Consider the following 26,977-nt stretch of genomic DNA (forward strand, 5'->3'; position numbering starts at 1 on the left):
AAGAGCGACCGCCCGGAGCTGACCGCCGCCAAGATCATCGTCTCCGGTGGCCGGGCCCTGGGCAGCGCCGAGAAGTTCAACGAAATCATGACGCCGCTGGCCGACAAGCTGGGCGCCGCGCTGGGCGCCAGCCGGGCCGCCGTCGATGCGGGCTACGCGCCCAACGACTGGCAGGTCGGCCAGACCGGCAAGATCGTCGCGCCCCAGCTCTACATTGCCTGCGGCATCTCGGGCGCCATCCAGCACCTGGCCGGCATGAAGGATTCCAAGGTCATCGTGGCCATCAACAAGGACCCCGAGGCACCGATCTTCTCGGTGGCCGACTACGGCCTGGAGGCGGACCTGTTTACCGCCGTGCCGGAACTGGTGGCGGCGCTGTAATTGCTGCGATTTGAAAAGGCATCGCTCGCGGTGCCTTTTTTTCTTGGCCAATCGATTGAATGACTGATTGAGCATTAGTAGACACCGGAGACAACCATGAGCTACAAAGCCCCCCTCAAGGACATGCTGTTTGACATCCAGCATCTGGCCAACATTGACCAGGTGGCGCAGATCCCCGGCTTTGAAGACGCCGGCTTTGAAACGGCGCAGGCGGTGCTGGAAGAATGCGCCAAGTTCAACGAGGGCGTGCTGGCGCCGCTGAACTTTGAAGGCGATAAAAACCCTTCGAGCTGGAAAGATGGCGTGGTCACCACCACCCCCGGCTTCAAGGAGGCTTTCAGGCAGTATGTGGAAGGGGGCTGGCAAGGCCTGCAGCACCCGACCGACTTTGGCGGCCAAGGCCTGCCCAAGACCATAGGCGCGGCCTGCGGTGAAATGCTCAATTCGGCCAATATGAGCTTTGCCCTGTGCCCGCTGCTGAGCGACGGCGCCATTGAAGCGCTGCTGACGGCCGGTTCCGACGAACTCAAGGCGGTCTACCTGGAAAAGCTGGTGAGCGGCCAGTGGACCGGCACCATGAATTTGACCGAGCCGCAGGCCGGCTCCGATCTGGCCATGGTGCGCAGCCGCGCCGAGCCGCAGCCCGACGGCAGCTACAAGGTGTTTGGCACCAAGATTTTCATCACCTATGGTGAGCACGACATGGCCGAGAACATCGTGCACCTGGTGCTGGCCCGCGTGGCCGGCGCACCGGAAGGCGTGAAGGGCATCAGCCTGTTTGTCGTGCCCAAGTTCCTGGTGAACCAGGACGGTCGCTTAAGCGCGCGCAACGACGTGCACTGCGTCAGCATAGAACACAAGCTGGGCATCAAGGCCTCGCCCACGGCCGTGCTGCAGTACGGCGACCACGGCGGCGCCGTCGGTTACCTCGTCGGCGAGGAAAACCGCGGCCTTGAATACATGTTCATCATGATGAACTCGGCGCGCTACGCCGTGGGCATGCAGGGCATCGCGATTGCCGAGCGCGCCTATCAGAAGGCGGTGACGTTTGCCAAGGACCGGGTGCAAAGCCGCCCGGTCGATGGCTCCATCAAGGCCAGCGCGCCCATCATTCATCACCCCGACGTCAAGCGCATGCTGATGACCATGCGCGCCTACACCGAAGGCTGCCGCGCCATGGCCTCTAGCGCGGCCGCGGCCTACGATGCATCGCACCACCATCCCGATGCCGGGGTGCGCCAGCAAAACCAGGCCTTCTACGAATTCATGGTGCCGCTGGTCAAGGGCTACAGCACCGAGATGAGCCTGGAGGTCACCTCGCTGGGCGTGCAGGTGCATGGCGGCATGGGATTTATCGAAGAGACCGGCGCAGCGCAGTACTTGCGCGACGCCAAGATTCTGACGATTTACGAGGGCACGACCGCCATCCAGGCCAACGACCTGGTGGGCCGCAAGACCGCGCGCGATGGTGGCCAGACCGCCAAGGCCATTGCCGGGCAAATTGAAACCACTGAAAGCGAGCTGCTCCAGCAGGGCAGCGCCGATGCGCTGGCCGTGGCCAGGCGCCTGAAAGCTGCGCGCCAAGCCTTGCTTGATGTGGTCGAGTTTGTCACCGCCAATACCAAAACCAACCCGAATGCGGTGTTTGCCGGCAGCGTGCCCTACCTGATGCTGGCCGGCAATGTGGTGGCCGGCTGGCAAATGGCGCGTTCACTGCTGGTGGCGCAGGAGCAACTGGCCCAGGGTGTCGATGCCGGCTTCATGAAGGCCAAAATCACGACGGCCCGCTTTTACGCCGACCACCTGCTGACCAAGGCTCCCGGCATGCGCGACAGCATTGTCGAAGGCGCCGACAGCGTGACCGCGCTGGCACTGGACGCCTTCTGATCAGCGCTGTCTAGCTACTGATTTGATAGCCTCTCTCGCTCATTGTGATTGGGCTAGAGCGGTATTTTCTTGAAAATTTTGCTTCACTGAACTTGTTGAAAGACGCTATGTCCAGACTGCCCGCTCCGCTGAACAATCTGCCGCTGCCCATCATCGGCTCGCCGCTGTTCATCATCAGCAATCCCAAGCTCGTGATAGAGCAGTGCAAGGCCGGCGTCGTGGGCGCCATGCCCGCGCTCAATGCGCGCCCGGCTTCGCAGCTGGAAGACTGGCTGGCCGAGATCACCGAAACCTTGGCCGCCTATAACCAGGCCAACCCCGGCAAGCCGGCTGCGCCGTTTGCCATCAACCAGATCGTGCACAAGTCCAACGACCGGCTGGAGCACGACATGGAAATGTGCGTGAAGTACAAGGTGCCCATCTACATTACCAGCCTGGGCGCGCGCGAGGACATCAACGCCGCCGCGCACAGCTACGGCGGTGTGGTGCTGCACGACATCATCAACAACAAGTTCGCGCGCAAGGCCATCGAAAAAGGCGCGGACGGCCTGGTGGCCGTGGCGGCTGGCGCCGGCGGCCATGCCGGCGTGAAAAGCCCGTTTGCGCTGATCCAGGAAATCCGCCAGTGGTTCGACGGCCCGCTGGCGCTGTCGGGCTCCATCTCGACCGGCGGCGCCGTGCTGGCCGCGCAGGCCATGGGCGCCGACTTTGCCTACATCGGCTCGGCCTTCATCGCCACCGAGGAGGCGCGTGCCGCCGACGCCTACAAGCAGGCGATCGTCGAGGGCAGTTCCGACGACATCGTTTACAGCAACCTGTTTACCGGCGTGCACGGCAACTACCTGGCGCCGTCCATACGCGCCGCCGGCATGGACCCCGAGAACCTGCCCCAGAGCGACCCGAGCAAGATGAACTTTGGCGGCGACAAGTCCAAGGCCTGGAAGGACATCTGGGGCGGCGGGCAGGGCATTGGCGCGGTCAGCAAGGTGCAGAGCACGGCCGCCTTTGTGGCCCAGCTCAAGCGCGAGTACGAAGATGCCCGCCTTCGGCTGGCGCTTTGAAGTCCGCTCCGAGCTTGATCGCCAGCCCTCATGCGTTCGCCTGAGCAGCGCCTGCGCGGCATCGATGCGCTCAAGGGCATGGCCTGCGCCCTGATTGTCTGGCACCACCTGGCTTTTTACGGCCCGATGTCGGATGTGGTTCACGCCTTTGTGCCGGGCCTGACGGACTGGCTTTATGACTATGGGCGTATGGCGGTGCAGGTGTTTCTGGTGGTCGGCGGCTTTTTGGCGGCCAGTTCGCTGGCGCCCCAGGGCCAGGCGAGCTTCAGGCAGCCTGGCCGCCTGCTGCTGCGCCGCTACCGGCGGCTGCTCCAACCCTATCTGCTGGCGCTGGCTGTGAGCGTGCTGGTGGCCGCGCTGGTGCGGCCGTGGTTTGAACACCCCTCGGTGCCCGAGGCCCCTACGTCGCAGCAAGTTCTCGCCCATGTGCTGCTGCTGCAGGATGTGCTGGGCCTGGAGGCGCTGTCGGCAGGCGTCTGGTATGTGGCGATTGATTTTCAGCTGTTCGTGATCAGCGTGCTGATTCTTGCTTTCGCACGCCAGCTGCAGCAGCGCTGGCCGCAATTGCCCGTGCGGCTCGGCATGGGCCTGCTGCTGCTGCTGCTGGCCATGTCCTCGCTGCTGTTTTTCAACCGCCGGGCGGGCCTGGACATGACGGGCCTGTATTTCTTTGGCTCCTACGCCCTGGGCATGATGGCCTTCTGGGCCTCGAACACGGCCAGCGAGGTCAGGCGTGGGCAGTGGCTGCTGGCCATCGCCCTGCTGGGCGGGGCGGCGCTATTGCTGGATTTCCGGGGGCGGATCGCTCTCGCGCTGGTGCTGGCGCTGGGCCTGGTGTGGCTGCAAAAAAGCGCCTGGCCCAGGCCATGGCGGGAGCCGCGCTGGCTGGTGCAACTCGGCCAGATGTCGTACTCGGTGTTTCTGATTCATTTCCCGGCTTGCCTGCTGGTCAATGCGGTGGTGAGTTTTTTCTGGCCGACACAGCTCATGGCCAACGCGCTGGGAATGCTGGCCGCCTTCGTGCTGTCCCTGTTGGCGGGCGCGTTGCTGTACAGGCTTGTTGAATCCCGGCAACTGCCAGCACGTGGCGCGTCTCAGGCGAGCCCCCCTCTCGCCATCATTCCTGCCACTGCGGCTTTTGTTGATGGAAGCTAACTTGGGCCCATGAAGGACGGGCGCAGGCAGCTATCAAATAGATAGCGATCAGGTTCTTCGTTCAGCGCCTGAACATCTCCAGCTTCAAGACTGAGGCGTTGCCCAGCCACGTGGCATGGGTCGTGTGATCCGCCAGGTCATCGCCCGTGACGCCGTGCACAAAAACATCAAGCCCTTCGCGGTGCTGCTCCAGCCACGGGATCAGGCGCTCAAATTCCACGCTGTCAAACGCCAGCTGGCAACTCCAGTGCGGATGCGGGCCGACTTCGCGCTCATGTACGCGCCCCACGGTGACCTTGAAAAGCTCGCCCGCCTGCTGGCACAGCGCACGCGCCTGCGCAACGGTTTCCGGGCCGAAATAGACATGGGCGTGGTAGTGGCTGTGGATGTTTTCGGGGCGTTGGGTCATGGCAAAAGAGAGGAAAGACAAAAGGGGATGCCCGGGCCGCCATGTCGGGCGGGCGAGGGGCCGCTACAGATTCAAGCGCCTTCCAGAAAAGTCATGTCCGGCAATGGCATGTCCGGATTGTCCTGGCGGGCCTGCGCATGAACCTTCCTGATGCGCTGGCGGCAATGGTCGAGGTCATCGACCTGAAAAAGAAACAGCACCTCCCCGGGGGCTTCCGCGTTTTGCCAAAGATGCTCGAGGACCATGCCCTGTTCGGCATGGTCGGCAGCATCTTTTTCGAGTTGCTGTTTGACGTCCGCCAGTTTGACGCCTGTGAGTTTTGCCAATACGTGCGCCATGTTCAACCCCTGGGTAGGGGGCCATTATTGCGGCCTGAATCACCCCGCGATTGCCATGGGGTTTTTGCTTGTTTATACTGTATTTATATACAGTTATTTGTGGGCGCCCGAAATCATACCCGCAGGTCGTTTTGCATCCCATGGCTGAAGTCATCATCCCTCTCCATGCCATCAAGGGCCGGGGCAGCGCCACGCGCATCGCGCACCGGTTCGAGAAGGAGGCGCGCGCCGCCTATGACGATGGCTGGGGCACGCTGGAAGAGGCCGCAGGCGAGGCGCGGTGGCTGGAAACCGAGGTGCTGTTTGAAGACGCCCGCAGCGCCATCACGCACAACGACTCGCCCGACATCTTTTTTGACTATGGCCTCAACCCGTACCGGGGCTGCGAGCACGGCTGCGTCTACTGCTATGCGCGGCCCACGCACAGCTACCTCAACCTGTCGCCGGGCCTGGACTTTGAAACCAGGATCATCGCCAAGCGCAATATTGCCGAGGCGCTGCGCGCCGACCTGGGCAAGCGCAGCTATATGCCCAGGCTGCTCAACATCGGCTCGGCCACCGACTGCTACCAGCCGGTGGAGCGCGAACTGCGGCTCACACGCGGCGTGATCGAGGTCCTGCAGCAGGCCAGGCATCCGTTTTCACTGGTCACCAAGTCCAGCGGCGTGGAGCGCGACCTGGACCTGATTGCCCCCATGGCGGCCGACAGGCTGGCTGCCGTGTACGTCACTATCACCACGCTGGACGGCGAACTGGCACGCAAGCTGGAGCCGCGCGCCGCCGCCCCGCATCGCCGCCTGCGCACCATCGCGACCTTGGCGGCCGCAGGCGTGCCCGTCGGCGTCAGCGTGGCGCCGCAGATCCCGTTTGTGAACGAGGATATGGAGCAGGTGCTGGAGGCGGCCTGGGACGCGGGCGCGCGCACGGCGTTCTACACCGTCATACGCCTGCCCTGGGAGCTGGCACCGATATTCAAGGAGTGGCTGGAACTGCACTACCCGCGGCGCGCCGCCCGCATCATGGCGCGCATTCATGAGATGCGCGGCGGCAAGGACTACGACAGCGATTTCGCCTCGCGTATGAAGGGCAGTGGCCTGTGGGCCGAGCTGATTGCCCAGCGCTTTGAGAAAACCTGCCATCGCCTGGGCCTTAACCGCCAGCGCACCGAGCTGGACCTGAGCCAGTTCCGGCCACCGGGGTCGGCCGGGCAGGGCAGTCTTTTCTGACGCACCCCCCGGCTTGAGCGCAGCGTCGGTCGTTATTCACTTCAAAGTCAAATCAGTCCTGTATCTCCTACCTTGATTCCCTGCTCACATTTTGAACAGCAGCCAAGAGCTAGGTTTTTCGGGGGCAAGGTCACTTTACCGTCCAGCAACAATTCGCCCGTCAACGCAAGCATTCGATCTGCCGTTGAACGTTCAGGTTTGCAGGCAGTTGTGACCAGCAACCTTCAAAAGGAAATCAATCATGAAAAAACTTCTGATCGCTGCCGCACTCTTTTCCGTCCTCGCCGCGTCAAGCTTTGCGCAAGCCGCTACTGGGGAGCATAAAGACAATCACTTCCAGAAGACGCACCCGCGCCGCGAGCAGGTCAACGAACGCCTGGCCAACCAGAACAAGCGGATCAAAGAAGAGGTCAAGGAAGGCGATATGAGCAAGGCCAAAGCAGCCAGACTTCACAAAGAAGACCGTCAGATTCGCCAGGAAGAGCGCGCCATGGCGGCACAAAACGGTGGCCACATCACCAAGCTAGAACAAAAGACGTTGAACCAGCAAGAGAACAAAGTCAGCGCGCAAATCGGCAAGTGAGCCGGCGCCTGAAGCGGCGGTGAATCAAGGTCATGGATGGCTGATTTTTTGCCAGCATGACAGCCTAAAAAAAAAAGATGGCCTCCAGGAGAGGTCATCTTTTTGGATGTTGTGGAGTGAATGTTTTCAGCGCACAAGTCCACAGCATGACGACTCGCCTTTTCTGAAGGTGAACCGCCTTTAAATCTCTCCTGCATCCCCTAAATCAGTAAGTGGATCAGTGATTGCCGGTAAGGTCGTCAACTGACCGGTATCAGCAACTCGCGCAGGTAGCTGCGGTTCAGCCGCAGCTCCAGCCATTTCTGCAGCGTTTCACACGTGGCGCTCATGGCCCGGTAAATCGCTGCTGCCGCGAGATACAGCGGGAAGGGCTGGAAAGTCGTCGCAATGACTTCCTTGGTGGCCAGCATCCGTTCGCTCACGGCAATCACCGACACCAGCGAGGTGTCCTTGACAGGTTTGTTTCACCTGTACAAAAGCATAGAATGATCGCTTCAGATACCGGCCTACGGAGGACATCTTATGAAAAAGTCCGTTAGCAGTGAATCGCGTCGCAGGCTTCTGGCCGGTACCGGCGCTCTTGCGGCGCTGTGGCCGGTGCGCATTCTGGCCGGCGAGGTCGGCAGCTCGGGCGCGCTGGGCTTCGCCGAGATTCCCGACGGAGCGCTTGCCGAACAGCATCTGTACGCGCTGCCAGGCAAGGTGCCGCTGATCAAGAAGACCTACCGCCCGCCCAACTTCGAGACGCCGCTCGAGTATTTCCGCACGCCGATTACCCCGAACAACGCGTTCTTCGTGCGCTATCACCTGGCCGGAATTCCCGAGGTCAAAGCTGCCGATTGGACGCTCACTGTCGGCGGCGAAAGCGCCGGGCGCGAGCTTGCATTCACGCTGGATCAGCTGAAGAAGGAATTCGAGCCTGCCGAGCTTACAGCGGTGTGCCTGTGCTCGGGCAACCGCCGCGGCCTGTTCGAGCCACATGTCACCGGTGTCGAATGGGGCGTGGGCGCGATGGGCAATGCGGTCTGGCGCGGCGTGCGCCTGAAGGACATTCTTGCCAAGGTAGGTGTCAAGAGCGATGCGCTCGAAGTGGTGTTCGACGGTGCAGACCACCCCGTCATGGACAAGACGCCTGACTTTGTCAAATCGCTGCCGGTGGACGTCGCGCTCGACGAGAACACGCTGATTGCGTTCGAGATGAACGGCAAGCCGCTGCCGCACTGGAACGGTTTTCCCGCGCGCCTCGTCGTGCCGGGCTGGACCGGTACCTACTGGATCAAACAATTGATAAGCGTCAGGGTCGTGTCCAAGCCCGAGGCGAACTTCTGGATGAGCACGGCCTACCGGCTGCCGCGCGGCAAGTTCAAGACGCCCAGCTTCAAGTCGCAGGTGGGCAGTGCGAACGAGCCGATCACGACCATGGTCGTGAACTCGCTGATCACATCGTTGAAGAGCGGACAGCAGATTGCCCGCGGCAAACCGATCGAGGTGAAAGGCATTGCCTGGGACGGTGGCGCGGGCATAGCCCGCGTCGACGTGTCGTTTGACCTGGGCGCGAGCTGGCAGCAAGCAAGACTAGGCCGCGACCTTGGCCGCTTCTCGTTCCGCGAATTCGCGCTCGCCGTACCGGCGCGCGAGCGCGGCGCTGTCGTGGTGATGGCGCGCGCCACCAGCCGCTCGGGAGAAACGCAGGTCGAGCAACTCATCCACAACCCCGCCGGCTATCACCACAACGTGATCCAGCGCTTGTACCTGGAGGTGGTATGAAGACGCCCATGCGAACCGTTGCCGCTGGACTGGCCCCCACGGTCGCCCACTGCGTGCGGCTCCCTGCCCCTCGAGGGGGCCGCGTTTCACCTTGGGGCGGCCCGGCGGTGAAACTGGCCCTTGCGCTCGCCCTGGCCGCTACCGCCGCTACTGCCGCCACCGCGCAGGAATCGATAGTCGTGCTGAAAGAGGGGCCCGGCAAGGACAAGGCGATGCAGTGTATCGCCTGCCACAGCCTTGATTACATCCAGATGAACTCGCATTTTTTAGATAAGGCCGGCTGGACCGCGTCGATCAACAAGATGATCAACGTATTCGGCGCGCCGATTCCCAAAGAAGACGTGGAGATCATCGCGAACTACCTCGTGCAGAACTACGGCCAGCCTGCTGCCAAGTAGCTGCCTGCAGGCCATCCAGACCCTGGCGGCCGCAGGCACGACCCGTGGAGAAGTTCACTCATGCAAGGCTTGCATTTCACTGCAGACCTGTGCCCCTGCCGGGCGGGGGCGTTGGCGCCCGCCTGCCTGGAGATGAATCACCTGCGAGGCCACAGCCTCCACGGCGCCGCAGCACCACGCTACATCGACGGACCGCAAGCCGCACGCCAAGACCGCGTCGACCTGGGTGTGGCAGGTCGGCGCATACGGCGTTCCGGGAAGCGCTCGCCATCAGCCTCCCGCGCAGCTGACACACCAGTCGCCCGGTGCCCATGCCCTGTGGCATTCACTGGCACGACGTCATGAACAGGGCAAGGCCTCAGATCACATACATGTCCACATAGTCGTTGACCGCCATCGAATCGAGCCGCTGCGGGTCCAGGCTGACCTCGGCGATGCGCTCCTGCTGCTTCTTTGGAAACCGCCGCGCCAGGTTGGTGCGGAACTTGGCCTCTAGCAGCGGCAGGCCGTCAGCGCGGCGGCGCTTGTGGCCTATCGGGTACTCGACCACGATCTCGGGCAGCACGGTGCCGTCCTTGAGCTCGACCGTCATGGCGTTGGCGATGCTGCGCTTGTCGGGGTCGTGATAGTCCTTGGTGAACTGGGGGTCCTCGACACAGCTGATCTTGTCGCGCAAGGCATCGATGCGCGGGTCGGCGGCGACCTGGTCTTCGTAGTCGGCGGCGGTGAGGCGGCCGTGGATCAGCGGTACCGCGACCATGTACTGGATGCAGTGGTCGCGGTCGGCCGGGTTGTTCAGCGGGCCTTTCTTGTCGATGATGCGTATGCAGGCCTCGTGGGTGCGAATCGTCACGCGCCGGATGTCGTTGCTGGTCTTGTTCAATTCGGCGAGCTTTGCGCGCACCGTCATTGCCGCCTCGACCGCCGTCTGGCTGTGGAACTCGGCCGGGTAGCTGATCTTGAACAGCACATGCTCCATCACGTAGCTGCCGTAGGGGCGCTGGAACTTGAAGGGCTGGCCCTTGAACAGCACGTCGTAAAAGCCCCAGGTCTTGGCGCTCAACACACTCGGGTAACCGATCTCGCCGGTGCGGGCGATCAGTGCCAGGCGCACCGCGCGGCTGGTGGCGTCGCCGGCGGCCCAGCTCTTGCGCGAGCCGGTGTTGGGCGCATGGCGGTAGGTGCGCAGTGATTGTCCGTCCAGCCAGGCCAGCGACACCGCGTTGATGATCTCGTCGCGGCTGAGGCCCAGCATGTGCGCGACCACCGCAGTGGAGGCCACCTTGACCAGCACCACATGATCCAGGCCCACCTTGTTGAACGAGTTCTCCAGCGCGATCACGCCCTGGATCTCGTGCGCCTTGATCATGGCGGTCAGCACGTCGCGCATGGTCAGCGGCTTCCTGCCGGCGGCGACGGCCTGGCGGCTCAGCCAGTCGGCGGTGGCCAGTATGCCGCCCAGGTTGTCGCTGGGGTGGCCCCATTCGGCCGCGAGCCAGCAGTCGTTGAAGTCCAGCCAGCGGATCATGGCGCCGATGTTGAAGGCGGCCGCGACCGGGTCGAGCTGGAACTGCGTGCCCGGCACCTTGGCGCCGTTGGGCACCACGGTGCCGGGCACCACCGGCCCGAGCAGCTTGGTGCAGGCCGGGTACTCGAGGGCCTCGAGGCCGCAACCCAGTGTGTCGATCAGGCAGGTGCGCGCGGTGTCATAGGCGAGGGAGCTGTCGATGATGTACTGGCTGGCGTAGTCGGCGATGTCGACCAGCACCTGGTCGGGTTGAGGACGGATGTTGGAAATCTGATGGGACATGGAATTTCTGCTTACTTTTTGGAGGCGAAGAGCGCGTCGAGTTTTTGCTCGTACGCGTGATAGTCGAGGTAGTCGTACAGGTCGGCCCGCGTCTGCATGGTCGGTATGGCCGCTCGCTGGTGGCCGTCGCGGCGCAACACCTGGTAAAAATTCAAGGCCGCGGCATTCATGGCGCGGTAGGCGCCGCAGCAATAGAGCGCCATGTCGACCTCGACCGAGCGGAGTTCGTCGAGCGAGAAGATGGGCGTCGCGCCAAACTCGGTGAGGTTGGCCAGTACCGGCCGCTGCACCGCCTTTTTGACCTGGCCGTACATCGCCAGTTCGGTCATGGCCTCCGGGAAAATCATGTCGGCACCGGCCTCGGCGTAGGCGCAGGCGCGGTCGATCGCGGCCTGCAGGCCAAGCGTCGCGGCCGCGTCGGTGCGGGCCATGATCACAAAGCTGTCATCGGTGCGGGCGTCGACGGCGGCCTTGATGCGGTCCACCATCTCGGCCGTGTCCACCAGTTCCTTGCCCGGCCGGTGGCCGCAGCGCTTCTGGCTGACCTGATCTTCCAGGTGCACGGCGGCGGCGCCGGCCTTGATGAACGACCGGATGGTGCGGGCGATGTTGAAGGCGCCGCCCCAGCCGGTGTCGATGTCCACCAGCACCGGCAAGGTGGTAGCGTCGGTGATTCGGCGCACATCCACCAGCACGTCTTCCATGGTGCTGATGCCCAGGTCAGGCATGCCCAGCGAGTTGGCGGCCACCCCGCCGCCCGAGACATACAGGGCCTGAAAGCCGCAGGCCTCTGCCATGCGCGCGGTGTAGGCCGTGATGGCGCCGACGATCTGGAGCGGCGCCGCATCGGCGACTGCCGCGCGAAAGGCTGTGCCTGCAGAGACGCGTGGCAAGGAGGTCTGCATGCTCATTGGTCCGCCTTGATGCCGGCCTGACGGATCACCTTGCCGTAGCGCTCCACTTCGGCCTGCAGCAAGCTGCCGAACTGTGCGGGCGAGCCGCCTGCCGTGCCAACACCGTTGATCGCGAGCCGGTCCTCCATTTCCTTGGTCGCCAGCGTTGCATTGATTTCACGGTTCAACGCCTCAACAATGGGGGCCGGCACGCCCTTGGGCGCAATCAAACCATGCCATGCCACCACGTCGTAGCCAGGCACACCGGCCTCGGCCACCGATGGGATGTCCGGAAACGCGGCAAGCCGCTTGGCTGTGCCGACGGCCAGCGCACGCAACTTGCCAGCCTTGACATGCTGCATCACGGCCTCGGTGCCCGCGAACATCATCTGCACGTTGCCGGCGATCAGGTCGGTGACGGCGGGGCCGGTGCCCTTGTAGGGCACATGCGTGGCCTTGGCCTTGGCGAGGTCCAGCATGTATTCGGTCACGATATGAAGATGGCCGCCCTGGCCGCTGGAGCCGTAAGCGATTTTCCCGGGCTCCTTGCGCATCAGGTCCAGCAACTCGGCAAGACTCTTGACCGGCAGCGCCGCGTTGACCACCAACACATAGGCGCCGCGCGACAGCTGGATGACCGGCGTCATGTCGGCGATGGGATCGAAATTGAGCTTGTAGACGCTCGGGTTGACGGTGTAGCTGCCCGCCACCAGCAGCAGCGTGTAGCCGTCCGGCGGCGATTTGAGCGCCAGCTCCGTCCCCAGGTTACCTCCGGCGCCGGGACGGTTTTCAACGATCACGGGCTGTTTCAGACGCTCGCCCAGCTTGGTGGCCACCACGCGCGCGATGTAGTCGGTGCCGCCGCCAGGGGCAAATGGCGCAATGATCTTGATGGGCTTCGCCGGGAAGGTTCCGCTTTGCGCAAAACCGGCAGGCGCGGCAACTGCTCCCAGGGCGCCAACCGCCAAGGTGCCGAAATCGCGACGCGTGATGACTGGCTTCATATCAGGTCTCCTTATGCTTATTGAATGGTTCGCCTCCGTTGAGAGACTGATCACTGTAGGCAAGAGGTGTGCCCGCCTGATGCTCACGGTAAAAAGCAATGAAGTCATTGATTTGATTGATTATTTTTTATGCCTTTGGGGCTTGTCGTTGCGGCGTTTCATTTTTTTGTTGCAAATATGCGCATTTATTCAAAATTGAAACCGTCGGGCCATAATCCGGACCACCCAATCAGCATTCACTGACAGCCCCATGAGTCCTGAAGACACCGCCAGCCGCCATGCCGCGATAGCGCATCATCCCGTGATCTGGGCGGTGAGCGCCTATCGTCTGACCGACATCTTTCGGGGCATCGCGCCGGAGTTCTCGGCGCAGGCCGACATCCACATCATCAACAAAGGCTTCGCGGACGCGGTGGATGAGATTCAGGCGCGTCTTCGTCATGAGCGCTGCGATGTGATTGTGGCGGCCGGCTCCAACGGCGCCTATTTGCGCGAGCATCTGGCGCTGCCCCTGGTGCTGGTCAAGGTCGGCGGGTTCGACATCCTGGCCGCCCTGACGCGCGCGCGGCAGGTGTCGGACCGCATCGCCATCGTGACTCATAAAACCACGGCACCGGAACTGGGCAAATTCATCCGGTTGTTCGATTTGCCGATCAAGGAACGCTCCTACGAGACGGCGGACCAGGCCAGGCATTGCATCCGGGCGCTCGCGGCCCAGGGCATCGCGGTGGTGGTGGGGCCGGGGCTGGTCGCCAACCTGGCGGACGAGCTGGGCTTGCATGGCGTCTTTCTCTACTCACTTGATTCGGCGCGTGAAGCATTTTCGGACGCCGTGGAGATCGCACGCATCAAGCATGTGGAGGCCTCGCGCCATGCGCAGCTGGATGCGGTGCTGCAGCATCTGAGCGACGGCGTCGTGGCCATCGACATGACGCAGAAGGTGCTCTCCGTCAATCCGGCCATGCTGCGCCTGGCGGGCAGCCCGGAGACACCGATGGCGCAATGGCTGGGCAAGCCGCTGCGCGAGGTGCTGCCGGCCGTTCGCGCCGGTTCGGTGCTGACGCGGGGCTGGCCCGACCTGGGCAGCGTGGAACAGGTCGGTCAGCGCACGCTGGTCATCAACCGGGTTCCGGTCTTTGAGCAAGGCGTGCAAACCGGCGCCGTCCTGACCGTCATCGATTCGGGCGACGTCGAGCAGGTCACCAGCCGTTTGCGCCTGCACCAGCAGGTCAAGAACCGCCACGCGCGCTACCACCTGCACCAGGTGGCGGCTGTGTCGACGCGCATGAAGCAACTGATTGCCCTATGCGAAACCTATGCCAGGCGCAGCGACGCCACTGTTCTGATTTCAGGCGAAAGCGGCACTGGCAAGGAGTTGATTGCGCAGGGGATTCACAATGCCAGCCGGCGTGCCGCGGAGCCTTTCCTGGCCATCAATTGCGGGGCGTTCACGGAGTCACTGCTGGAAAGCGAACTGTTTGGCTACGAGGACGGTGCGTTCACCGGTGCCCGCCGAGGCGGAAAAGCCGGCCTGTTCGAGTCAGCGCACCTGGGCACCATTTTTCTGGACGAGATCGGGGAGATGCCGCTGGTGCTGCAGACCAGGCTGTTGCGCGTGCTGCAGGAAAAGGAGGTCATGCGGGTCGGCGGCCGCGAGTCCATTCCTGTCGACGTGCGCGTCATTGCCGCCACCCACCGGGATTTGCTGGGCATGGTGGAGGCACAGCAGTTTCGGCAAGACCTGTTTTACCGCCTGAACATCCTGCAGGTGGTGATCCCGCCGCTGCGGCAGCGTCCGGAAGATCTGGCGCTGCTGGCCGTGACGCTGTTCGATGCCGCGTTCAAGCGTGCCGGCCTGCAAGACCAGGCGCGCGACATCGTCAAGTCAGTGCTGCCATTGTTCATGTCCCACAGCTGGCCCGGCAACGTGCGGGAACTTGAAAATGCCGCCGAGCGGCTGGCCATTGGCTGCATCGCCCTCCACGGCATACCGGGTCCGGACGATTTGCAGCGCCTGCTCCCCGAGCTGCATGGGCCGCGCGTGGCTGGCAGCGGTGCCCGGCCGCCCGCAGCGGCGGGCGAACTCAAGGCCGTCACCCGGCAAACGGAGAAAGCCCATTTGCAGAGCGTGCTGTCGGAATGCACCGGCAATCAGGCGGAAGCTGCCAAGCGGCTGGGTATCAGCCGGGCAACGCTTTGGCGCAAATTGCGCGCCTGAGCGGGCCGGTTCCGGCCTTCATTCCCGGCGCGGCGGCTCATGCGGATGCGCATGCCCGGACCGCCTGGACCGCCCCCGTTGGGCCGGCTTAGCGCAGATAACTCCGGTTCAAGCGTGTTTCGAGCTTTTTCTGCAGCGCTTCAAAGCTCGCGCTCATGGCCCAGTAAATCGCCGCTGCCGCGAGATACAGCGGAAAGGGCTGGAAGGTCGTCGCGATGACTTCCTTGGTGGCCAGCATCAGCTCGCTCACGGCAATCACCGACACCAGCGAGGTGTCCTTGATGAGGCTGATCAGGCTGTTGGACAGGCTGGGCACGGCCAGCCGCAAGGCTTGCGGGCCGACCACATAGCGCAGCGTTTGGGCCTGCGTGAGCCCCAGGCTGCGGGAGGCATCCCACTGGCCATGCGCCACGCCGTTGATGGCGCCGCGAATCGTCTCCGACAGGTAGGCGCCGACGTTCAGGCTCAAGCCCAGAATGCCGGCGGTGATGGGTTCAAACTGGATGCCTATGCTGGGCAGGCCGAAGTAAATCACAAACAGCTGCACCAGCAGCGGCGTGCCGCGCATGCAGCTGACATACAGTGCGGCAAACCGCGACAGGCCGGGCACCCTGGCCAGCCGCGTGATGGCCACCAGGGTGCCGATGATGGCGCCAAAAAATACGGAGGCCACGGCCAGCAGCAGCGTCCACCCCGCACCCGTGAGCATCAGGGGCAGGGCATCGCGCAGCAACTGGGGCACGCCAGAAAAATCCATTGCAATCTCCACAAATAAAAACCCCGGCATCAAGCCGGGGTGCTTCAGACGTCGGGTGCGCTCGGGGCGCGCGGCTGAATGAATGTTACTTTGTTCCCGCCGGGTTTTATTTGGCGACAGGCGGTTTGCTCACGTCGCGGTCAAACCATTTGCTGGAAATTTTGGCGAAATTGCCGTCGGCCTGCAGATCAGCCAGCGCCTTGTCGATGGCGGTCTTGAACTTGGGGTTGTTCTTGACGAAAGGAATGCCGGATTTTTCCAGCTCGCCCACCGGGGCGCCGGGCTTGAGGGGTAGCTTGGTCTGCTTGACGATGTAGGGAATCAGCAGGCTGTCGTTCAACGCTGCGTCAATGCGGCCCAATGCCAGGTCCTGCAGGTATTCCTGCGCGCCGGGATAGGTTTTGATGTCGATGCCGCCGACGGCTTTGGCCATGTCGCCAAAGTTGGTGCCCTGGCCCAGGCCAAGCTTCTTGCCTTTGAGGTCTTCCAGGGTTTTGAACTCGCGCTTTTCGTTCTTGCGGATGATCAGCTGCGGGCTGGAGACGGTGTAGGGCTCGGAGAAATCAAAGGTCTCTTTTCGCTTGTCGGTGATGCCGACCTGGTTGATGACCACGTCGTATTTGCCGGCCTGCAGGCCCGCCAGGATGGCGCTCCACTCGCTGGTGGTGAATTCGGCCTTGACGCCCAGCTTTTGCGCCAGCGCGTTGGCAAGTTCGACTTCAAAGCCGGCCAGCTTGCCGTTTTCCTTGTAGTTAAAGGGCGGGTAAGTGCCTTCCAGGGCCACCTTGAGCGTGCCGCGCTGCTTGACGGTGTCCAGCAAATCGGCGGCACCGGCGCTCAAGGCGAGTGTGAGGAGAAGGCCGGAGGCCAGGGCTTTGCGAATATTCATATTCAACCTTTGCATAAGGAGGTTCTTGTTGAGACGAAAAAACGAATATTAAACCTGGCCTTGGAAGCGGAAAGCCGGCAGCCCAAAAGCCCGGGCTTGCATCAGGGCGAATGCGCCGCCTGGCTTTTGGTGGTGGCCCTCAGGGCTGGGCGCAGTGCGCGTAGATGTCGAGCGCGGGCTGGTAAACGCTGGTCTGCACATTCATCAGGCCCAGGACCGAATGGAAGTAGTTGTCATGGCTCACATGCGCGTCGAGTTGCTGCTTGAGGCAGGCGGTGGTGATCTTGCTGCGCTGCTCAAACTGGGGCGACAGCCAGGTGATCCAGGGCACGCGTTTTTGCACATCGGGCGCAATGCCGTAGGGCATGCCGTGCAGGTAGAGGTTGTTTTCGCCCAGCGACTCGCCGTGGTCGGCCAGGTAAAGCATGGCGGGCGCGCTGCGCGCTTCCTGCGTTTTAAGCCAGTCGATGGTGGCGCCCAGAAGGTGGTCGGTGTAGACGATGCTGTTGTCGTAGGCATTGACCAGCGCCGCACGATCGCAGCTTTGCAGGGAGTTGCTGGTGCACTCGGGCAGGAACTTCTTGAAGGCCGCGGGCGAGCGCTTGTAATAGGCCGGACCGTGGCCGCCCATCTGGTGCATCACCACCACCACGCCTTTGGCGCGGCGTTCGGCGGGCAGTGCGGCAATGCGCTCATCGAGGCCCTGCAGCATCACCTCATCAAAACATTCGCCGCCGTCGCACAGGCCGGGCACCTTCAGCTGCGTGGTGTCGACGCTGGGAATCCGGTCGCAGGCGCCCTTGCAGCCCGACTGGTTGTCAATCCAGAGCACGGCCAGGCCGGAATGCTGCAGCACGTCCAGCAGGCCCTCGTAATTGGCGGGGCGCGAGTCGTAGGCGTCGCGCCCGAAATTGGAAAACATGCAGGGCACCGATGCCGCCGTGCTGGTGCCGCAAGACCAGGCGTTGTGCTGGCTGACGATGTTTTCCCGCGCCAGCCGGGGCGTGGTGGGGCGGTTGTAGCCGTTGATGGCGAAGTTGCCGCTGCGCGCCGTTTCGCCCAGCACCAGCAGCAGCAGGGGCGGTTTGGCCTGGGCCGTGTAGCTGGCCCCCAGCTTCGCGTCTTTGCCCAGGGGCAGGATGGTGGTCTCGTCGCGCTGAAAGGGTTTGGCCGCGATGGAGCCCAGGGCGTAAAAGGAGTTGAGCGGGTTGATCAGGTAGCGCACATGCGTGTAGTTGCGCATCACCGAGGCGATGCTTTGAAAGAACAGCATCACCACCAGCACCAGCAGGGCGCAGGCGCCGATCAGGGTCATGGCATTGGCGAGCACCTGGCGCGCGGCGCCTTTGCGCCTGACTTTTTGCCGCCACAGGAAATAGCCGGGCAACACCGCCAGCGCTGCCACCGTGCCCAGCAGGCGCCAGTTCAGCAGGTCGCGCGTTTCACGCACATCGGTCTGCAAGGTGTTGACCATCATGGTCTGGTCGATGACCACGCCATAGGCCATCATGAAATAGGCGCCCAAGGCGGCCGAGACCAGGAAAATCGTGATGACGGGCTTGAGGGTCCAGCGCCAGGCCAGCAGGCTGAGCAGGGCGATGGTCGCCAGAGCAATCACCAGCCCCAGCGCGATGCTGATGGTGACGGCCTGGCCTGCGCTCAGGTCGGGCAGGCGGCCCAGCTCGCGCCACAGCGCCACGTTGCAAACGGTGGCGATCCAGAGGCTGGCCAGCACAACCAGCCAGAACTGCCGCATGCCGTCGGCATCCTGTCCGGTATTTCTGGAGCCCTTGCGGAACATGCGTGGAGGAGCGGGTTTGGTAGCGGGTGTCAACAGGGGGGAGGAAGCGTGCAACGACATAGCGTTGCATTGTATTTGTAGCGCCTTATGCCAGGCTTAGGTCATGCCGGGCTCACGCCCAGGCCAGCAACTGGCGGGCATGGTGTTTCAGGTGGTCTTCCATGAAGGTCGCGATGAAGTAATAGCCGTGGTCGTAGCCCGCATGGCGGCGCAGTGTGAGGGGCTGGCGGACGGCGGCGCAGGCTGCTTCGAACAAATGCGGGTGCAGCTGCCCGGCGAGGAATTTGTCGGCCAGGCCCTGGTCAATCAGGATGCCGCCGGGGTAGGGCGTGCCGGACCGGCCGCCCATCAATGCCGTGGCATCGTGCGCCTGCCACGTGGAGGGGTCTGCGCCCAGGTAGCCCGTGAAGGCCTTTTGGCCCCACGGGCACTGGCTGGGGGCGCAGATGGGGGCAAAGGCCGAGACTGACTTGAACAAATCACCATGTCTAAGTGCCAGCGTCAAGGCGCCGTGGCCGCCCATGGAGTGGCCGAAGAGGCCGATCCGGCCGGCATCCAGCGGCAGGCTGCGGGTCAGCAGCGGCAGCAATTCGGCGGTGAGGTAGCTCTCCATGCGGTAGTGCGTGGCCCAGGGCGCTTGCGAGGCGTCAAGGTAAAAACCGGCGCCCACACCAAAGTCCCAATTCTCCGTCTCTCCGGGCACAGCGGCGCCACGCGGGCTGGTGTCGGGCGCAATCAGCGCCAGGCCCAGTTCGGCCGCCCAACGCTGCGCGCCCGCCTTGGTCATGAAGGTTTCCTCATTGCAGGTCAGGCCCGCCAGGTAGAGCAGGGCCGGCACCCTGGCGCCTGGCTGTGCCTGGGGCGGCAGATAGACCGAAAACTTCATCGGCAGGCCGATTTCCGTCGAGGCATGCTGGTAGTAGCGCTGCACGCCGCCAAAGCAGGCCTGCTCGCTCAGCAGTTCGAGTTGGGTAGGGTTCATTTGACTACTGATTTGATAGCGGCCAGCGCTTGACTGGCAAGCGCTGGAGCGCTGTTTGATTAATAAAGCACGACGCCGCGGATGGATTCGCCGCGCTTCATGAGGTCAAAGCCCTTGTTGATGTCTTCGAGCGGCATGGTGTGGGTGATCAGGTCGTCGATGTTGATCTTGCCTTCCATGTACCAGTCGACGATCCTGGGCACGTCGGTGCGCCCGCGTGCGCCGCCAAAGGCCGAACCTTCCCACTTGCGCCCGGTGACGAGCTGGAAGGGGCGGGTGCTGATCTCCGCGCCGGCTTCGGCCACGCCTATGATGATGCTGCGGCCCCAGCCCTTGTGCGTGCATTCCAGCGCCTGGCGCATCACCTGGGTGTTGCCTATGCACTCGAAGCTGTAGTCGGCGCCGCCGTCGGTCAGCTGCACGATGGCATCGACCACGTTCTCGACTTCCCTGGGGTTGATGAAGTGCGTCATGCCGAATTGGCGGGCCATGTCCTGGCGCGCCGGGTTGATGTCCACGCCGATGATCTTGTCGGCGCCCACCATCCTGGCGCCCTGGATCACGTTCAGGCCAATGCCGCCCAGGCCGAACACCACCACATTGGCACCGGCTTCGACCTTGGCGGTGAAGATCACCGCGCCTATGCCGGTGGTGACGCCGCAGCCGATGTAGCAGACCTTGTCGAAGGGCGCATCTTCACGGATTTTTGCCAGCGAAATTTCGGGCGCCACCGTGTGGTTGCTGAAGGTCGAGGTGCCCATGTAGTGGAAGATGGGCTGGCCGCCCAGGCTGAAGCGGCTGGTGGCATCGGGCATCAGGCCCTTGCCCTGGGTGCCGCGTATCAGCTGGCACAAATTGGTCTTGCGCGACAGGCAGAACTTGCACTGGCGGCATTCGGGCGTGTAGAGCGGAATGACGTGGTCGCCCTTCTTGAGCGTCGTCACGCCGGGGCCCACATCGACCACGATGCCCGCGCCTTCATGTCCGAGGATGGCGGGGAAGATGCCTTCCGGGTCGGCGCCCGAGAGCGTGTAGTAGTCGGTGTGGCAGATGCCTGTGGCCTTGATTTCGACCAGCACTTCGCCGAGCTTCGGGCCCTCCAGGTCGACGGTTTCTATGGTCAGGGGTTGGCCTGCTTGCCAGGCGACGGCGGCTTTGGTTTTCATGGGGTGTCGATCTGCGTAGAGTGGAGCGAGGAAGAAGATGCGCGTGCGAGGCGCGAATCGGCACTATAAGCCAGACCCCGTTTGCGCGTGCCGGGTAACACGCGCAAGGCCTGGTCTGTAGTGCTTGATTTTGAAGGAAATAGGCTTCCAGGCCTTTAGGTACGGGCGCGAATAGCTATGAATTAAATAGCGATCTGCCCATACGGGCGCATTCAAAAAAAATGCCGGAACAGGTCCGGCATTGGCGTGTGTGCGAGGCCAGGAGCCGCTCGCAAAACCCGGCGCTGAACTCAGGCCGTGAAGAAGCTCTTCAGCTTGTCGGTCCAGCCTTCTTCGCTGGGCGAATGCTTGGCACCGCCTTTTTTCAGCGACTCGTCCAGTTCCTTGAGCAGCTTGCGCTGGTGTTCCGTCAGCTTCACGGGGGTCTCCACCGTGATGTGGCAGTACAGGTCACCGGGGTAGCTGGAGCGCACGCCCTTGATGCCCTTGCCGCGCAGGCGGAACTGCTTGCTCGACTGCGTGCCTTCGGGAATGTCGATGGCCGCCTTGCCAGACAGCGTGGGCACTTCGATTTCGCCGCCCAGTGCCGCCGTGGTGAAGCTGATGGGCACGGCGCAGTGCAGGTCGTCGCCGTCGCGCTCGAAGATGTCGTGCTTTTTGAGTCGGATCTCGATGTACAGGTCGCCCGGCGGGCCTCCGTTGGTGCCGGGCTCGCCGTTGCCGGTGGAGCGGATGCGCATGCCGTCGTCAATGCCGGCCGGAATCTTGACTTCCAGCGTCTTGTTGTTTTTGGTCTTGCCCACGCCGTGGCAGGCCACACAGGGTTCGGGAATCAGCTTGCCGGTGCCTTTGCACTGCGGACAGGTCTGCTGCACGCTGAAAAAGCCCTGGCGCATCTGCACCACGCCGTGGCCGTGGCAGGTGGTGCAGGTGACGACCTTGGTGCCGGGCTTGGCGCCGCTGCCATGGCAGGTGCTGCAGTCGTCCCAGCTCGGGATGCGGATTTGCGCGTCCTTGCCTTCGGCCGCTTCTTCCAGCGTGATTTCCATGGCGTAGCTCAGGTCGCCGCCACGGTAGACCTGGCGCCCGCCGCCCCGCTGGTCACCCCGCTGGCCGCCGAACACATCGCCGAAGATGTCGCCGAAGGCTTCGGCGAATCCACCAAAACCCTCAGCGCCCGGACCGCCGCGCATGTTGGGGTCCACGCCCGCATGGCCGTACTGGTCATAGGCGGCGCGCTTCTGGCTGTCGGAAAGCATTTCGTAGGCTTCCTTGGCCTCCTTGAATTTCTCTTCGGCCGCCTTGGACGTCTCACCCTGGTGGCGGTCAGGGTGGTGCTTCATCGCGAGTTTGCGATAGGCTTTCTTGATGTCTTCATCGCTGGCGTTCTTGGGGACGCCCAGCGTGTCGTAGTAGTCTTTTTTGGCCATGAAAATGCGTGTTCGGTAAATAAAAATTCCGCGGTCCGCAAACGGGAAAGCGGAACCGGGTGTTTAAGCCCGGATTCCGCTTGCCTGCATCGGGGCAAAACCCCGAGCGGGGTCTTAACCCTTTTTGACTTCCTTGACTTCGGCATCCACCACGTTGTCGTCGGCAGGCTTGGCCTGGGCCTGTTCGGCACCGGCCGCACCGGCGGCATCGCCGCCGGCGGCCTGCGAAGCCTGCATGTCGGCGTACATTTTTTCGCCGAGTTTCTGGCTGGCTTCCATCAGGGCCGCGTTCTTGGCGTCAATGGCGGCTTTGTCCTCGCCCTTGAGTGCTTCTTCCATGTCCTTGATGGCGGTCTCGATTTTTTCCTTCTCGCCGGCGTCCAGCTTGTCGCCGTACTCTTTCAGCGATTTCTTCACGCTGTGCACCATGGCTTCGGCATTGTTCTTGGCCTGCACGAATTCGACTTTTTTCTTGTCTTCTTCGGCGTTCAGCTCGGCGTCTTTGACCATCTGCTGGATCTCGGCCTCGGTCAAACCGGAGCTGGCCTTGATGGTGATCTTGTTTTCCTTGCCGGTGCCCTTGTCCTTGGCGCCCACATGCAGAATGCCGTTGGCGTCGATGTCAAACGACACCTCGATCTGCGGCGTGCCGCGCGCTGCCGGCGGAATGCCTTCGAGGTTGAATTCGCCCAGCGCCTTGTTGCCGGCAGCCACTTCACGCTCGCCCTGGAACACCTTGATGGTCACGGCCGGCTGGTTGTCTTCCGCGGTCGAGAAGGTCTGTGCAAACTTGGTCGGGATGGTCGTGTTCTTCTTGATCATCTTGGTCATCACGCCGCCCATGGTTTCAATGCCCAGGGACAACGGGGTGACGTCGAGCAGCAGCACGTCGGTGCGGTCGCCGGACAGGACCTGGCCTTGAATGGCAGCGCCCACGGCCACGGCTTCATCGGGGTTCACGTCCTTGCGCGGCTCCCTGCCGAACAACTCCTTGACTATCTCCTGCACCTTGGGCATGCGCGTCTGGCCGCCGACCAGGATCACGTCGTGGATGTCGCTCACGCTGACACCTGCGTCCTTGATGGCGGTGCGGCAAGGGGCAATGGTGCGCTCGAGCAGTTCTTCGACCAGGGCTTCCAGCTTGGCACGCGAAAGCTTGATGTTCAGGTGCTTGGGACCCGAGGCATCGGCCGTGATGTAGGGCAAGTTGATGTCGGTCTGCGCACTGTTGGAGAGCTCGATCTTGGCTTTCTCGGCGGCTTCCTTCAGGCGTTGCAGGGCCAGCACGTCCTTGCTCAGGTCCACGCCTTGCTCTTTTTTGAACTCGCCGATGATGTAGTCGATGATGCGCTGGTCGAAGTCTTCGCCGCCCAGGAAGGTGTCGCCGTTGGTGGACAGCACTTCGAACTGTTTCTCGCCATCGACGTCGGCGATTTCGATGATGGAGATGTCAAACGTCCCGCCACCCAGGTCATACACCGCAATCTTGCGGTCGCCTTTTTCCTGCTTGTCCAGGCCAAAGGCCAGGGCCGCAGCGGTGGGCTCGTTGATGATGCGCTTGACGTCCAGGCCGGCAATGCGGCCGGCATCCTTGGTGGCCTGGCGCTGGCTGTCGTTGAAGTAGGCCGGCACCGTGATGACGGCGTCGGTGACAGGCTCGCCGAGGTAGTCTTCGGCGGTCTTCTTCATCTTGCGCAGGATGTCGGCGCTGACCTGCTGGGCGGAAATTTTCTTGTTGCGCACTTCGACCCAGGCATCACCGTTGTCGGCGGCCACGATCTTGTAGGGCATCAGGTTGATGTCCTTTTGCACTTCCTTCTCGGTGAACTTGCGGCCGATCAGGCGCTTGATGGCGTAGAGCGTGTTCTTGGCGTTGGTCACCGCCTGGCGCTTGGCCGACGCGCCCACCAGCACTTCACCGTCTTCCTGGTAAGCGACGATGGACGGCGTGGTGCGTGCGCCTTCCGAGTTCTCGATGACCCGGGTGGTGTTGCCTTCCATGATGGAGACGCAGCTGTTGGTGGTGCCCAAGTCGATGCCGATGATTTTTCCCATGATTTACTCCTGCTTTTTTGATTCGTTAAAGGTTGGATGGTGGGGCGGCTGATGTTTCAGCCCTTGTGGATCAAGTTGTTGATGACTTGTGGATAAGTTTTGTGACTTCAAGTGCTCCAACCCCTTTTTTTCTGCTTACTTCGGGGCCGCCACGGTCACCAGGGCCGGGCGCAGCATACGGTCAGCAATCAGGTAGCCTTTTTGCAGCACGCTGACCACGGTGTTGGCTTCCTGCTCGGACGGCACCATGCTGATGGCCTGGTGCAGGTGCGGGTCAAACTTGGCGGCACCGACCGGATTGATTTCGACCACCTTGTTGCGCTCGAGTGCGCTCTTGAGCTGCTTGAGCGTGGCTTCCGAGCCTTCGCGGATATGTTCCAGCGTGGCGTCGGTGATGGCCAGGCCGGCCTCCAGGCTGTCGGCCACGGGTAGCAGGCTTTCCGCAAAGCTTTCCACGGCGAACTTGCGGGCCTTGGCGATTTCGTCTTCGGCGCGGCGGCGGGCGTTTTCGGCATCGGCCTTGGCACGCAGGTAACTGTCGGCCAGTTCGGCGTTTTTGGCTTGCAGGGTGGCGATTTCGGCTTGTGCCACGGTCAAGGCATCAAACTCGTTGGCGGCCTGGGCGGCTTCCAGCTCTTCAGGGCTGGGGGCGCCCGTCAGGGGTTGATCTTGCTCGGGTTGGTTATTTGTAGACATGCGCAATGACAGGTTTCAAGCTAATAATTTATTTAACTGGGGGTTGTAAAGCCCTTTTCAAGGCAAGGGCTTCACTGGGGGACAGAAATTTTCAGCCACAGGGCTGGCGCAGCGGGGGAGTCTGTTGAGCCACCCCCGGCGTGCCTGGCGTCTGGCGCAAACCGCCGTCACCAAGGTCATGCCGGATTGTAGATGCTGGGGGAAACCGGGGCTCTGGCGGGCTGGCGGCCGCCGGGTGGGGGCGCCAGCCAGGGGTTGGCGCATGGTTGCTATGCTATTGATAGCTTTTTGCGGCCGCTGTGATTGGGCTGGAGGCTGAAAACAGCCTGAAATGGTGGCGCGGGGGCCGGGTCTGCGCCGGCGCCGCCCGCTTTGGCTTGCCGGACGGCGTCACCGCTTTCGGGCCTGCCGGTGTTTTTCCGGCAAAAAAAACAGGCCCGAGGCCCGTCTTTTTTTGCAAGCGCGGAGCGCCTGGGGGTTTATTTTTTCTTGACGACGGCGACCTTGGTCTGGTTGGTGGCCCACTTGCCGGCAAAGGCCTGCAGGTCATTCAGGCGCTTGAGCAGGTCGGCACCCATCGTGGTGACGGTGTAGCCATCGCTGCCATGGCCCAGCAGGCCGGCGGCGCGCAATTCCTTGATGCGGGTGTTCAGGGTGTTCGGCGTGATGCTGCCAATGCTGTCTTGAAGGAGGCGAAAGGTCTGGGGATGGCCGTCTTTCAGGGCCCACAACACACGCAGCGCATAACGTGATTCCAGCAGCTCAAGCAACTGGCTTACGGCTGCATTTTCTTTGGCACTCATTGGGTTTTCTCCTCTGGTCACGGTTTGATCACGGTTGATTGGTAACGGAAAGCGTGGCGCCAAATATAACGCAAATTCCGGATTGCTACGAGTTTTATAGCTGCCAACGCCCGCTGCATGTGCACTGGCGGCCTGAAACTCTTGGAAAACCCGGTTGCGGACGGGCGCAAAAAGGTGCTGGAATTCTGCGGCGTCCAAGTTGGCCCTACATCACCGGAATCAGTGCCGCCGGGTGCAGCGAGATCGTGCTGCCGGTTTTCGACGACTCCATGATGGCTTCTATCACTTGCTGCACGCCGAGCGCCGAGCGCCCGGTCACGGCCGGCGCACTGCCGCTTTGCACGGCGGCAATGAAGTCCTGCAGCACGGCCCGGTGGGCGGCATGGTCGAATTGCATGGGGTTGGCGCCGCCGCCCGAAGCCTGCCGGGCGCCCCGCGTCATGGTTTGACCGTCGCTCAACATCACCCGCAGCTCGCCCGCTTCCAGCGTGGCGCTGCCGTGGGTGCCGTTGAGCTCGATGCGCTCGGGAAAGCCGGGATAGGCGGCGGTGGTGGCCTGCACGACGGCCACGGCGCCGCCGGCGTAATGCAGCAGCGCGGCCGCCGTGTCTTCGCATTCCATGCGGTGCACGGGGCTGGTGCTGGCCAGGCCGGTCACGCGTTCGGGCAGGCCGGTGAAACTCAGCAGCAGGTCCAGCGTATGGATGGCTTGCGTGATCAGCACGCCGCCGCCATCCCGCGCCAGGGTGCCGCGCCCCGGCTCGTCGTAATAGCTTTGCGGCCGCCACCAGCGCACGGACGCCGCGGCGCTGACCAGCTGGCCCAACTGGCCGGCGTCGAGCACTGCCCGCATGCCCAGGGCGGCCTCGCGCAGGCGGTGCTGCAGCATGACGGCCAGCGTGACGCCGTTTTCTTCACAGGCCTCGACCAGCGCATTGGCGCGGTTCAGGTCAATCTCGAGCGGCTTTTCGACCAGCACATGCTTGCCCGCGTGGGCTGCGCGCTGCACGATGTCCAGGTGGGTGTTGGCCGGCGTCAGCACCAGCACGGCCTGCACGCCGGCATCTTCCAGGATGTCTTCAAGCCGCGTGGTCTTGCGGGCGCCCGCTGGCACGCGCACGGCGGCCAGGCGCTCGGCACTTCGCCCATAGACCCAGACGACCTCCGCCTGGTCGGCGAGATCGTCCAGACTCTGGAAATGAGGGGCCGAGGCGAGTCCGGCCCCAATGACGGCCAGGCGCAGCCGCGCGGAAACAAGGTTGGGCATG

24 protein-coding genes and 1 pseudogene are annotated in these 26,977 nt (G+C 62.9%); 9 read left to right on the top strand and 16 right to left on the bottom strand.

Going from position 1 to position 26,977, the window contains the following annotated elements:
* The 4 genes from PJE01S_RS06205 to PJE01S_RS06220 form a co-directional block, all read left to right on the top strand.
* Positions 1–381 (top strand): electron transfer flavoprotein subunit alpha/FixB family protein (locus PJE01S_RS06205; RefSeq protein WP_218017503.1); only part of this gene is annotated, 381 nt, incomplete at its 5' end.
* A 96-nt stretch (positions 382–477) separates the two neighbouring features.
* On the top strand, positions 478–2,268 hold the full coding sequence (locus tag PJE01S_RS06210) for an acyl-CoA dehydrogenase (RefSeq protein WP_068832299.1): 1,791 nt from the start codon (positions 478–480) through the stop codon (positions 2,266–2,268).
* A gap of 107 nt (positions 2,269–2,375) precedes the next feature.
* A complete protein-coding gene (locus PJE01S_RS06215; protein WP_068832300.1) occupies positions 2,376–3,329 on the top strand; it encodes an NAD(P)H-dependent flavin oxidoreductase in 954 nt (317 codons plus the stop codon).
* A 30-nt stretch (positions 3,330–3,359) separates the two neighbouring features.
* Complete coding sequence (locus PJE01S_RS06220) at positions 3,360–4,484, top strand: acyltransferase family protein (protein WP_068832301.1); 1,125 nt, start codon at positions 3,360–3,362, stop codon at positions 4,482–4,484.
* A 61-nt stretch (positions 4,485–4,545) separates the two neighbouring features.
* Here the strand turns inward: PJE01S_RS06220 and PJE01S_RS06225 are convergent, their stop codons facing one another.
* Together PJE01S_RS06225 and PJE01S_RS06230 are read right to left on the bottom strand one after the other, a co-directional pair.
* Positions 4,546–4,893 carry a DOPA 4,5-dioxygenase family protein gene (locus PJE01S_RS06225; protein ID WP_068832542.1) on the bottom strand — a complete coding sequence of 116 codons (348 nt, stop codon included), beginning with the start codon at positions 4,891–4,893 and terminating at the stop codon, positions 4,546–4,548.
* A gap of 71 nt (positions 4,894–4,964) precedes the next feature.
* Positions 4,965–5,231, bottom strand: a complete 267-nt coding sequence (locus PJE01S_RS06230; protein ID WP_068832302.1) for a hypothetical protein — start codon at positions 5,229–5,231, stop codon at positions 4,965–4,967.
* Positions 5,232–5,371: 140 nt separating this feature from the next.
* Here PJE01S_RS06230 and PJE01S_RS06235 point away from each other — a divergent pair, with 140 nt between their 5' ends.
* Together PJE01S_RS06235 and PJE01S_RS06240 are read left to right on the top strand one after the other, a co-directional pair.
* On the top strand, positions 5,372–6,457 hold the full coding sequence (locus PJE01S_RS06235) for a PA0069 family radical SAM protein (protein WP_068832303.1): 1,086 nt from the start codon (positions 5,372–5,374) through the stop codon (positions 6,455–6,457).
* 241 nt (positions 6,458–6,698) lie between these two features.
* On the top strand, positions 6,699–7,040 hold the full coding sequence (locus PJE01S_RS06240; protein ID WP_068832304.1) for a hypothetical protein: 342 nt from the start codon (positions 6,699–6,701) through the stop codon (positions 7,038–7,040).
* Between the two features lie 239 nt (positions 7,041–7,279).
* Here the strand turns inward: PJE01S_RS06240 and PJE01S_RS06245 are convergent.
* Positions 7,280–7,495 (bottom strand): annotated as a pseudogene (locus tag PJE01S_RS06245) (ABC transporter permease); the annotation flags it as partial.
* A gap of 67 nt (positions 7,496–7,562) precedes the next feature.
* On the opposite strand from PJE01S_RS06245, the gene PJE01S_RS06250 reads away from it, so the two are divergent.
* Positions 7,563–8,807 carry a molybdopterin-dependent oxidoreductase gene (locus PJE01S_RS06250; RefSeq protein ID WP_068832306.1) on the top strand — a complete coding sequence of 415 codons (1,245 nt, stop codon included), beginning with the start codon at positions 7,563–7,565 and terminating at the stop codon, positions 8,805–8,807.
* A complete protein-coding gene (locus PJE01S_RS06255) occupies positions 8,804–9,205 on the top strand; it encodes a hypothetical protein (RefSeq protein ID WP_245660653.1) in 402 nt (133 codons plus the stop codon). The genes PJE01S_RS06250 and PJE01S_RS06255 overlap by 4 nt, the downstream gene beginning before the upstream one ends.
* A gap of 358 nt (positions 9,206–9,563) precedes the next feature.
* On the opposite strand, the gene PJE01S_RS06260 is transcribed toward PJE01S_RS06255, so the two are convergent.
* From PJE01S_RS06260 to PJE01S_RS06270, 3 genes are read right to left on the bottom strand one after another with little or no spacing between them, the layout of a single operon-like run.
* Complete coding sequence (locus PJE01S_RS06260; protein WP_068832307.1) at positions 9,564–11,015, bottom strand: bifunctional 2-methylcitrate dehydratase/aconitate hydratase; 1,452 nt, start codon at positions 11,013–11,015, stop codon at positions 9,564–9,566.
* Positions 11,016–11,026: 11 nt separating this feature from the next.
* Positions 11,027–11,920 (bottom strand): methylisocitrate lyase, encoded by an 894-nt coding sequence (gene prpB, locus PJE01S_RS06265; protein WP_068832544.1) that lies wholly within the window; start codon positions 11,918–11,920, stop codon positions 11,027–11,029.
* Between the two features lie 2 nt (positions 11,921–11,922).
* On the bottom strand, positions 11,923–12,912 hold the full coding sequence (locus tag PJE01S_RS06270; protein WP_068832308.1) for a tripartite tricarboxylate transporter substrate binding protein: 990 nt from the start codon (positions 12,910–12,912) through the stop codon (positions 11,923–11,925).
* A gap of 250 nt (positions 12,913–13,162) precedes the next feature.
* Here PJE01S_RS06270 and prpR point away from each other — a divergent pair, with 250 nt between their 5' ends.
* Complete coding sequence (prpR, locus tag PJE01S_RS06275) at positions 13,163–15,130, top strand: propionate catabolism operon regulatory protein PrpR (RefSeq protein ID WP_068832309.1); 1,968 nt, start codon at positions 13,163–13,165, stop codon at positions 15,128–15,130.
* An 88-nt stretch (positions 15,131–15,218) separates the two neighbouring features.
* Here prpR and PJE01S_RS06280 read toward each other — a convergent pair whose 3' ends face one another.
* From PJE01S_RS06280 to PJE01S_RS06325, 10 genes are all read right to left on the bottom strand, one after another.
* On the bottom strand, positions 15,219–15,887 hold the full coding sequence (locus PJE01S_RS06280) for an amino acid ABC transporter permease (protein ID WP_068832310.1): 669 nt from the start codon (positions 15,885–15,887) through the stop codon (positions 15,219–15,221).
* A 106-nt stretch (positions 15,888–15,993) separates the two neighbouring features.
* The gene (locus tag PJE01S_RS06285; protein WP_174548522.1) at positions 15,994–16,776 is read right to left on the bottom strand and encodes a transporter substrate-binding domain-containing protein; all 783 of its coding nucleotides are present in this window, start codon (positions 16,774–16,776) and stop codon (positions 15,994–15,996) included.
* 139 nt (positions 16,777–16,915) lie between these two features.
* The gene (locus PJE01S_RS06290; RefSeq protein WP_068832311.1) at positions 16,916–18,577 is read right to left on the bottom strand and encodes a phosphoethanolamine transferase; all 1,662 of its coding nucleotides are present in this window, start codon (positions 18,575–18,577) and stop codon (positions 16,916–16,918) included.
* A gap of 112 nt (positions 18,578–18,689) precedes the next feature.
* Positions 18,690–19,559 carry an S-formylglutathione hydrolase gene (gene fghA, locus PJE01S_RS06295; RefSeq protein WP_068832312.1) on the bottom strand — a complete coding sequence of 290 codons (870 nt, stop codon included), beginning with the start codon at positions 19,557–19,559 and terminating at the stop codon, positions 18,690–18,692.
* Positions 19,560–19,618: 59 nt separating this feature from the next.
* Positions 19,619–20,725, bottom strand: a complete 1,107-nt coding sequence (locus PJE01S_RS06300) for an S-(hydroxymethyl)glutathione dehydrogenase/class III alcohol dehydrogenase (RefSeq protein ID WP_068832313.1) — start codon at positions 20,723–20,725, stop codon at positions 19,619–19,621.
* 290 nt (positions 20,726–21,015) lie between these two features.
* A complete protein-coding gene (gene dnaJ, locus PJE01S_RS06305; protein WP_068832314.1) occupies positions 21,016–22,155 on the bottom strand; it encodes a molecular chaperone DnaJ in 1,140 nt (379 codons plus the stop codon).
* Between the two features lie 114 nt (positions 22,156–22,269).
* On the bottom strand, positions 22,270–24,210 hold the full coding sequence (gene dnaK, locus PJE01S_RS06310) for a molecular chaperone DnaK (RefSeq protein WP_068832315.1): 1,941 nt from the start codon (positions 24,208–24,210) through the stop codon (positions 22,270–22,272).
* A 135-nt stretch (positions 24,211–24,345) separates the two neighbouring features.
* On the bottom strand, positions 24,346–24,906 hold the full coding sequence (gene grpE, locus PJE01S_RS06315) for a nucleotide exchange factor GrpE (protein ID WP_068832316.1): 561 nt from the start codon (positions 24,904–24,906) through the stop codon (positions 24,346–24,348).
* A gap of 479 nt (positions 24,907–25,385) precedes the next feature.
* Positions 25,386–25,709, bottom strand: coding sequence for a winged helix-turn-helix transcriptional regulator (locus PJE01S_RS06320; RefSeq protein WP_068832317.1), 324 nt, complete (start codon positions 25,707–25,709; stop codon positions 25,386–25,388).
* A gap of 205 nt (positions 25,710–25,914) precedes the next feature.
* Positions 25,915–26,976, bottom strand: a complete 1,062-nt coding sequence (locus PJE01S_RS06325) for a Gfo/Idh/MocA family protein (protein ID WP_068832318.1) — start codon at positions 26,974–26,976, stop codon at positions 25,915–25,917.
* Position 26,977 lies beyond the last annotated feature (1 nt).

The sequence above is a fragment of the Polaromonas jejuensis NBRC 106434 genome, assembly GCF_001598235.1.
GTDB lineage: Bacteria > Pseudomonadota > Gammaproteobacteria > Burkholderiales > Burkholderiaceae_C > Polaromonas > Polaromonas jejuensis.

Coding starts and splice junctions, on each gene's coding strand:
- PJE01S_RS06235 (WP_068832303.1), top strand. CDS start 5,372: ATGGCTGAAGTCATCATCCCTCTCCATGCCATCAAGGGCCGGGGCAGC.
- PJE01S_RS06220 (WP_068832301.1), top strand. CDS start 3,360: ATGCGTTCGCCTGAGCAGCGCCTGCGCGGCATCGATGCGCTCAAGGGC.
- dnaJ (WP_068832314.1), bottom strand. CDS start 22,155: ATGGCCAAAAAAGACTACTACGACACGCTGGGCGTCCCCAAGAACGCC.
- PJE01S_RS06325 (WP_068832318.1), bottom strand. CDS start 26,976: ATGCCCAACCTTGTTTCCGCGCGGCTGCGCCTGGCCGTCATTGGGGCC.
- PJE01S_RS06230 (WP_068832302.1), bottom strand. CDS start 5,231: ATGGCGCACGTATTGGCAAAACTCACAGGCGTCAAACTGGCGGACGTC.
- PJE01S_RS06260 (WP_068832307.1), bottom strand. CDS start 11,015: ATGTCCCATCAGATTTCCAACATCCGTCCTCAACCCGACCAGGTGCTG.
- fghA (WP_068832312.1), bottom strand. CDS start 19,559: ATGAACCCTACCCAACTCGAACTGCTGAGCGAGCAGGCCTGCTTTGGC.
- PJE01S_RS06300 (WP_068832313.1), bottom strand. CDS start 20,725: ATGAAAACCAAAGCCGCCGTCGCCTGGCAAGCAGGCCAACCCCTGACC.
- PJE01S_RS06210 (WP_068832299.1), top strand. CDS start 478: ATGAGCTACAAAGCCCCCCTCAAGGACATGCTGTTTGACATCCAGCAT.
- PJE01S_RS06240 (WP_068832304.1), top strand. CDS start 6,699: ATGAAAAAACTTCTGATCGCTGCCGCACTCTTTTCCGTCCTCGCCGCG.
- prpB (WP_068832544.1), bottom strand. CDS start 11,920: ATGCAGACCTCCTTGCCACGCGTCTCTGCAGGCACAGCCTTTCGCGCG.
- dnaK (WP_068832315.1), bottom strand. CDS start 24,210: ATGGGAAAAATCATCGGCATCGACTTGGGCACCACCAACAGCTGCGTC.
- PJE01S_RS06280 (WP_068832310.1), bottom strand. CDS start 15,887: ATGGATTTTTCTGGCGTGCCCCAGTTGCTGCGCGATGCCCTGCCCCTG.
- PJE01S_RS06225 (WP_068832542.1), bottom strand. CDS start 4,893: ATGACCCAACGCCCCGAAAACATCCACAGCCACTACCACGCCCATGTC.
- PJE01S_RS06255 (WP_245660653.1), top strand. CDS start 8,804: ATGAAGACGCCCATGCGAACCGTTGCCGCTGGACTGGCCCCCACGGTC.
- PJE01S_RS06250 (WP_068832306.1), top strand. CDS start 7,563: ATGAAAAAGTCCGTTAGCAGTGAATCGCGTCGCAGGCTTCTGGCCGGT.
- grpE (WP_068832316.1), bottom strand. CDS start 24,906: ATGTCTACAAATAACCAACCCGAGCAAGATCAACCCCTGACGGGCGCC.
- PJE01S_RS06270 (WP_068832308.1), bottom strand. CDS start 12,912: ATGAAGCCAGTCATCACGCGTCGCGATTTCGGCACCTTGGCGGTTGGC.
- PJE01S_RS06285 (WP_174548522.1), bottom strand. CDS start 16,776: ATGAATATTCGCAAAGCCCTGGCCTCCGGCCTTCTCCTCACACTCGCC.
- PJE01S_RS06215 (WP_068832300.1), top strand. CDS start 2,376: ATGTCCAGACTGCCCGCTCCGCTGAACAATCTGCCGCTGCCCATCATC.
- prpR (WP_068832309.1), top strand. CDS start 13,163: ATGAGTCCTGAAGACACCGCCAGCCGCCATGCCGCGATAGCGCATCAT.
- PJE01S_RS06290 (WP_068832311.1), bottom strand. CDS start 18,577: ATGTTCCGCAAGGGCTCCAGAAATACCGGACAGGATGCCGACGGCATG.
- PJE01S_RS06320 (WP_068832317.1), bottom strand. CDS start 25,709: ATGAGTGCCAAAGAAAATGCAGCCGTAAGCCAGTTGCTTGAGCTGCTG.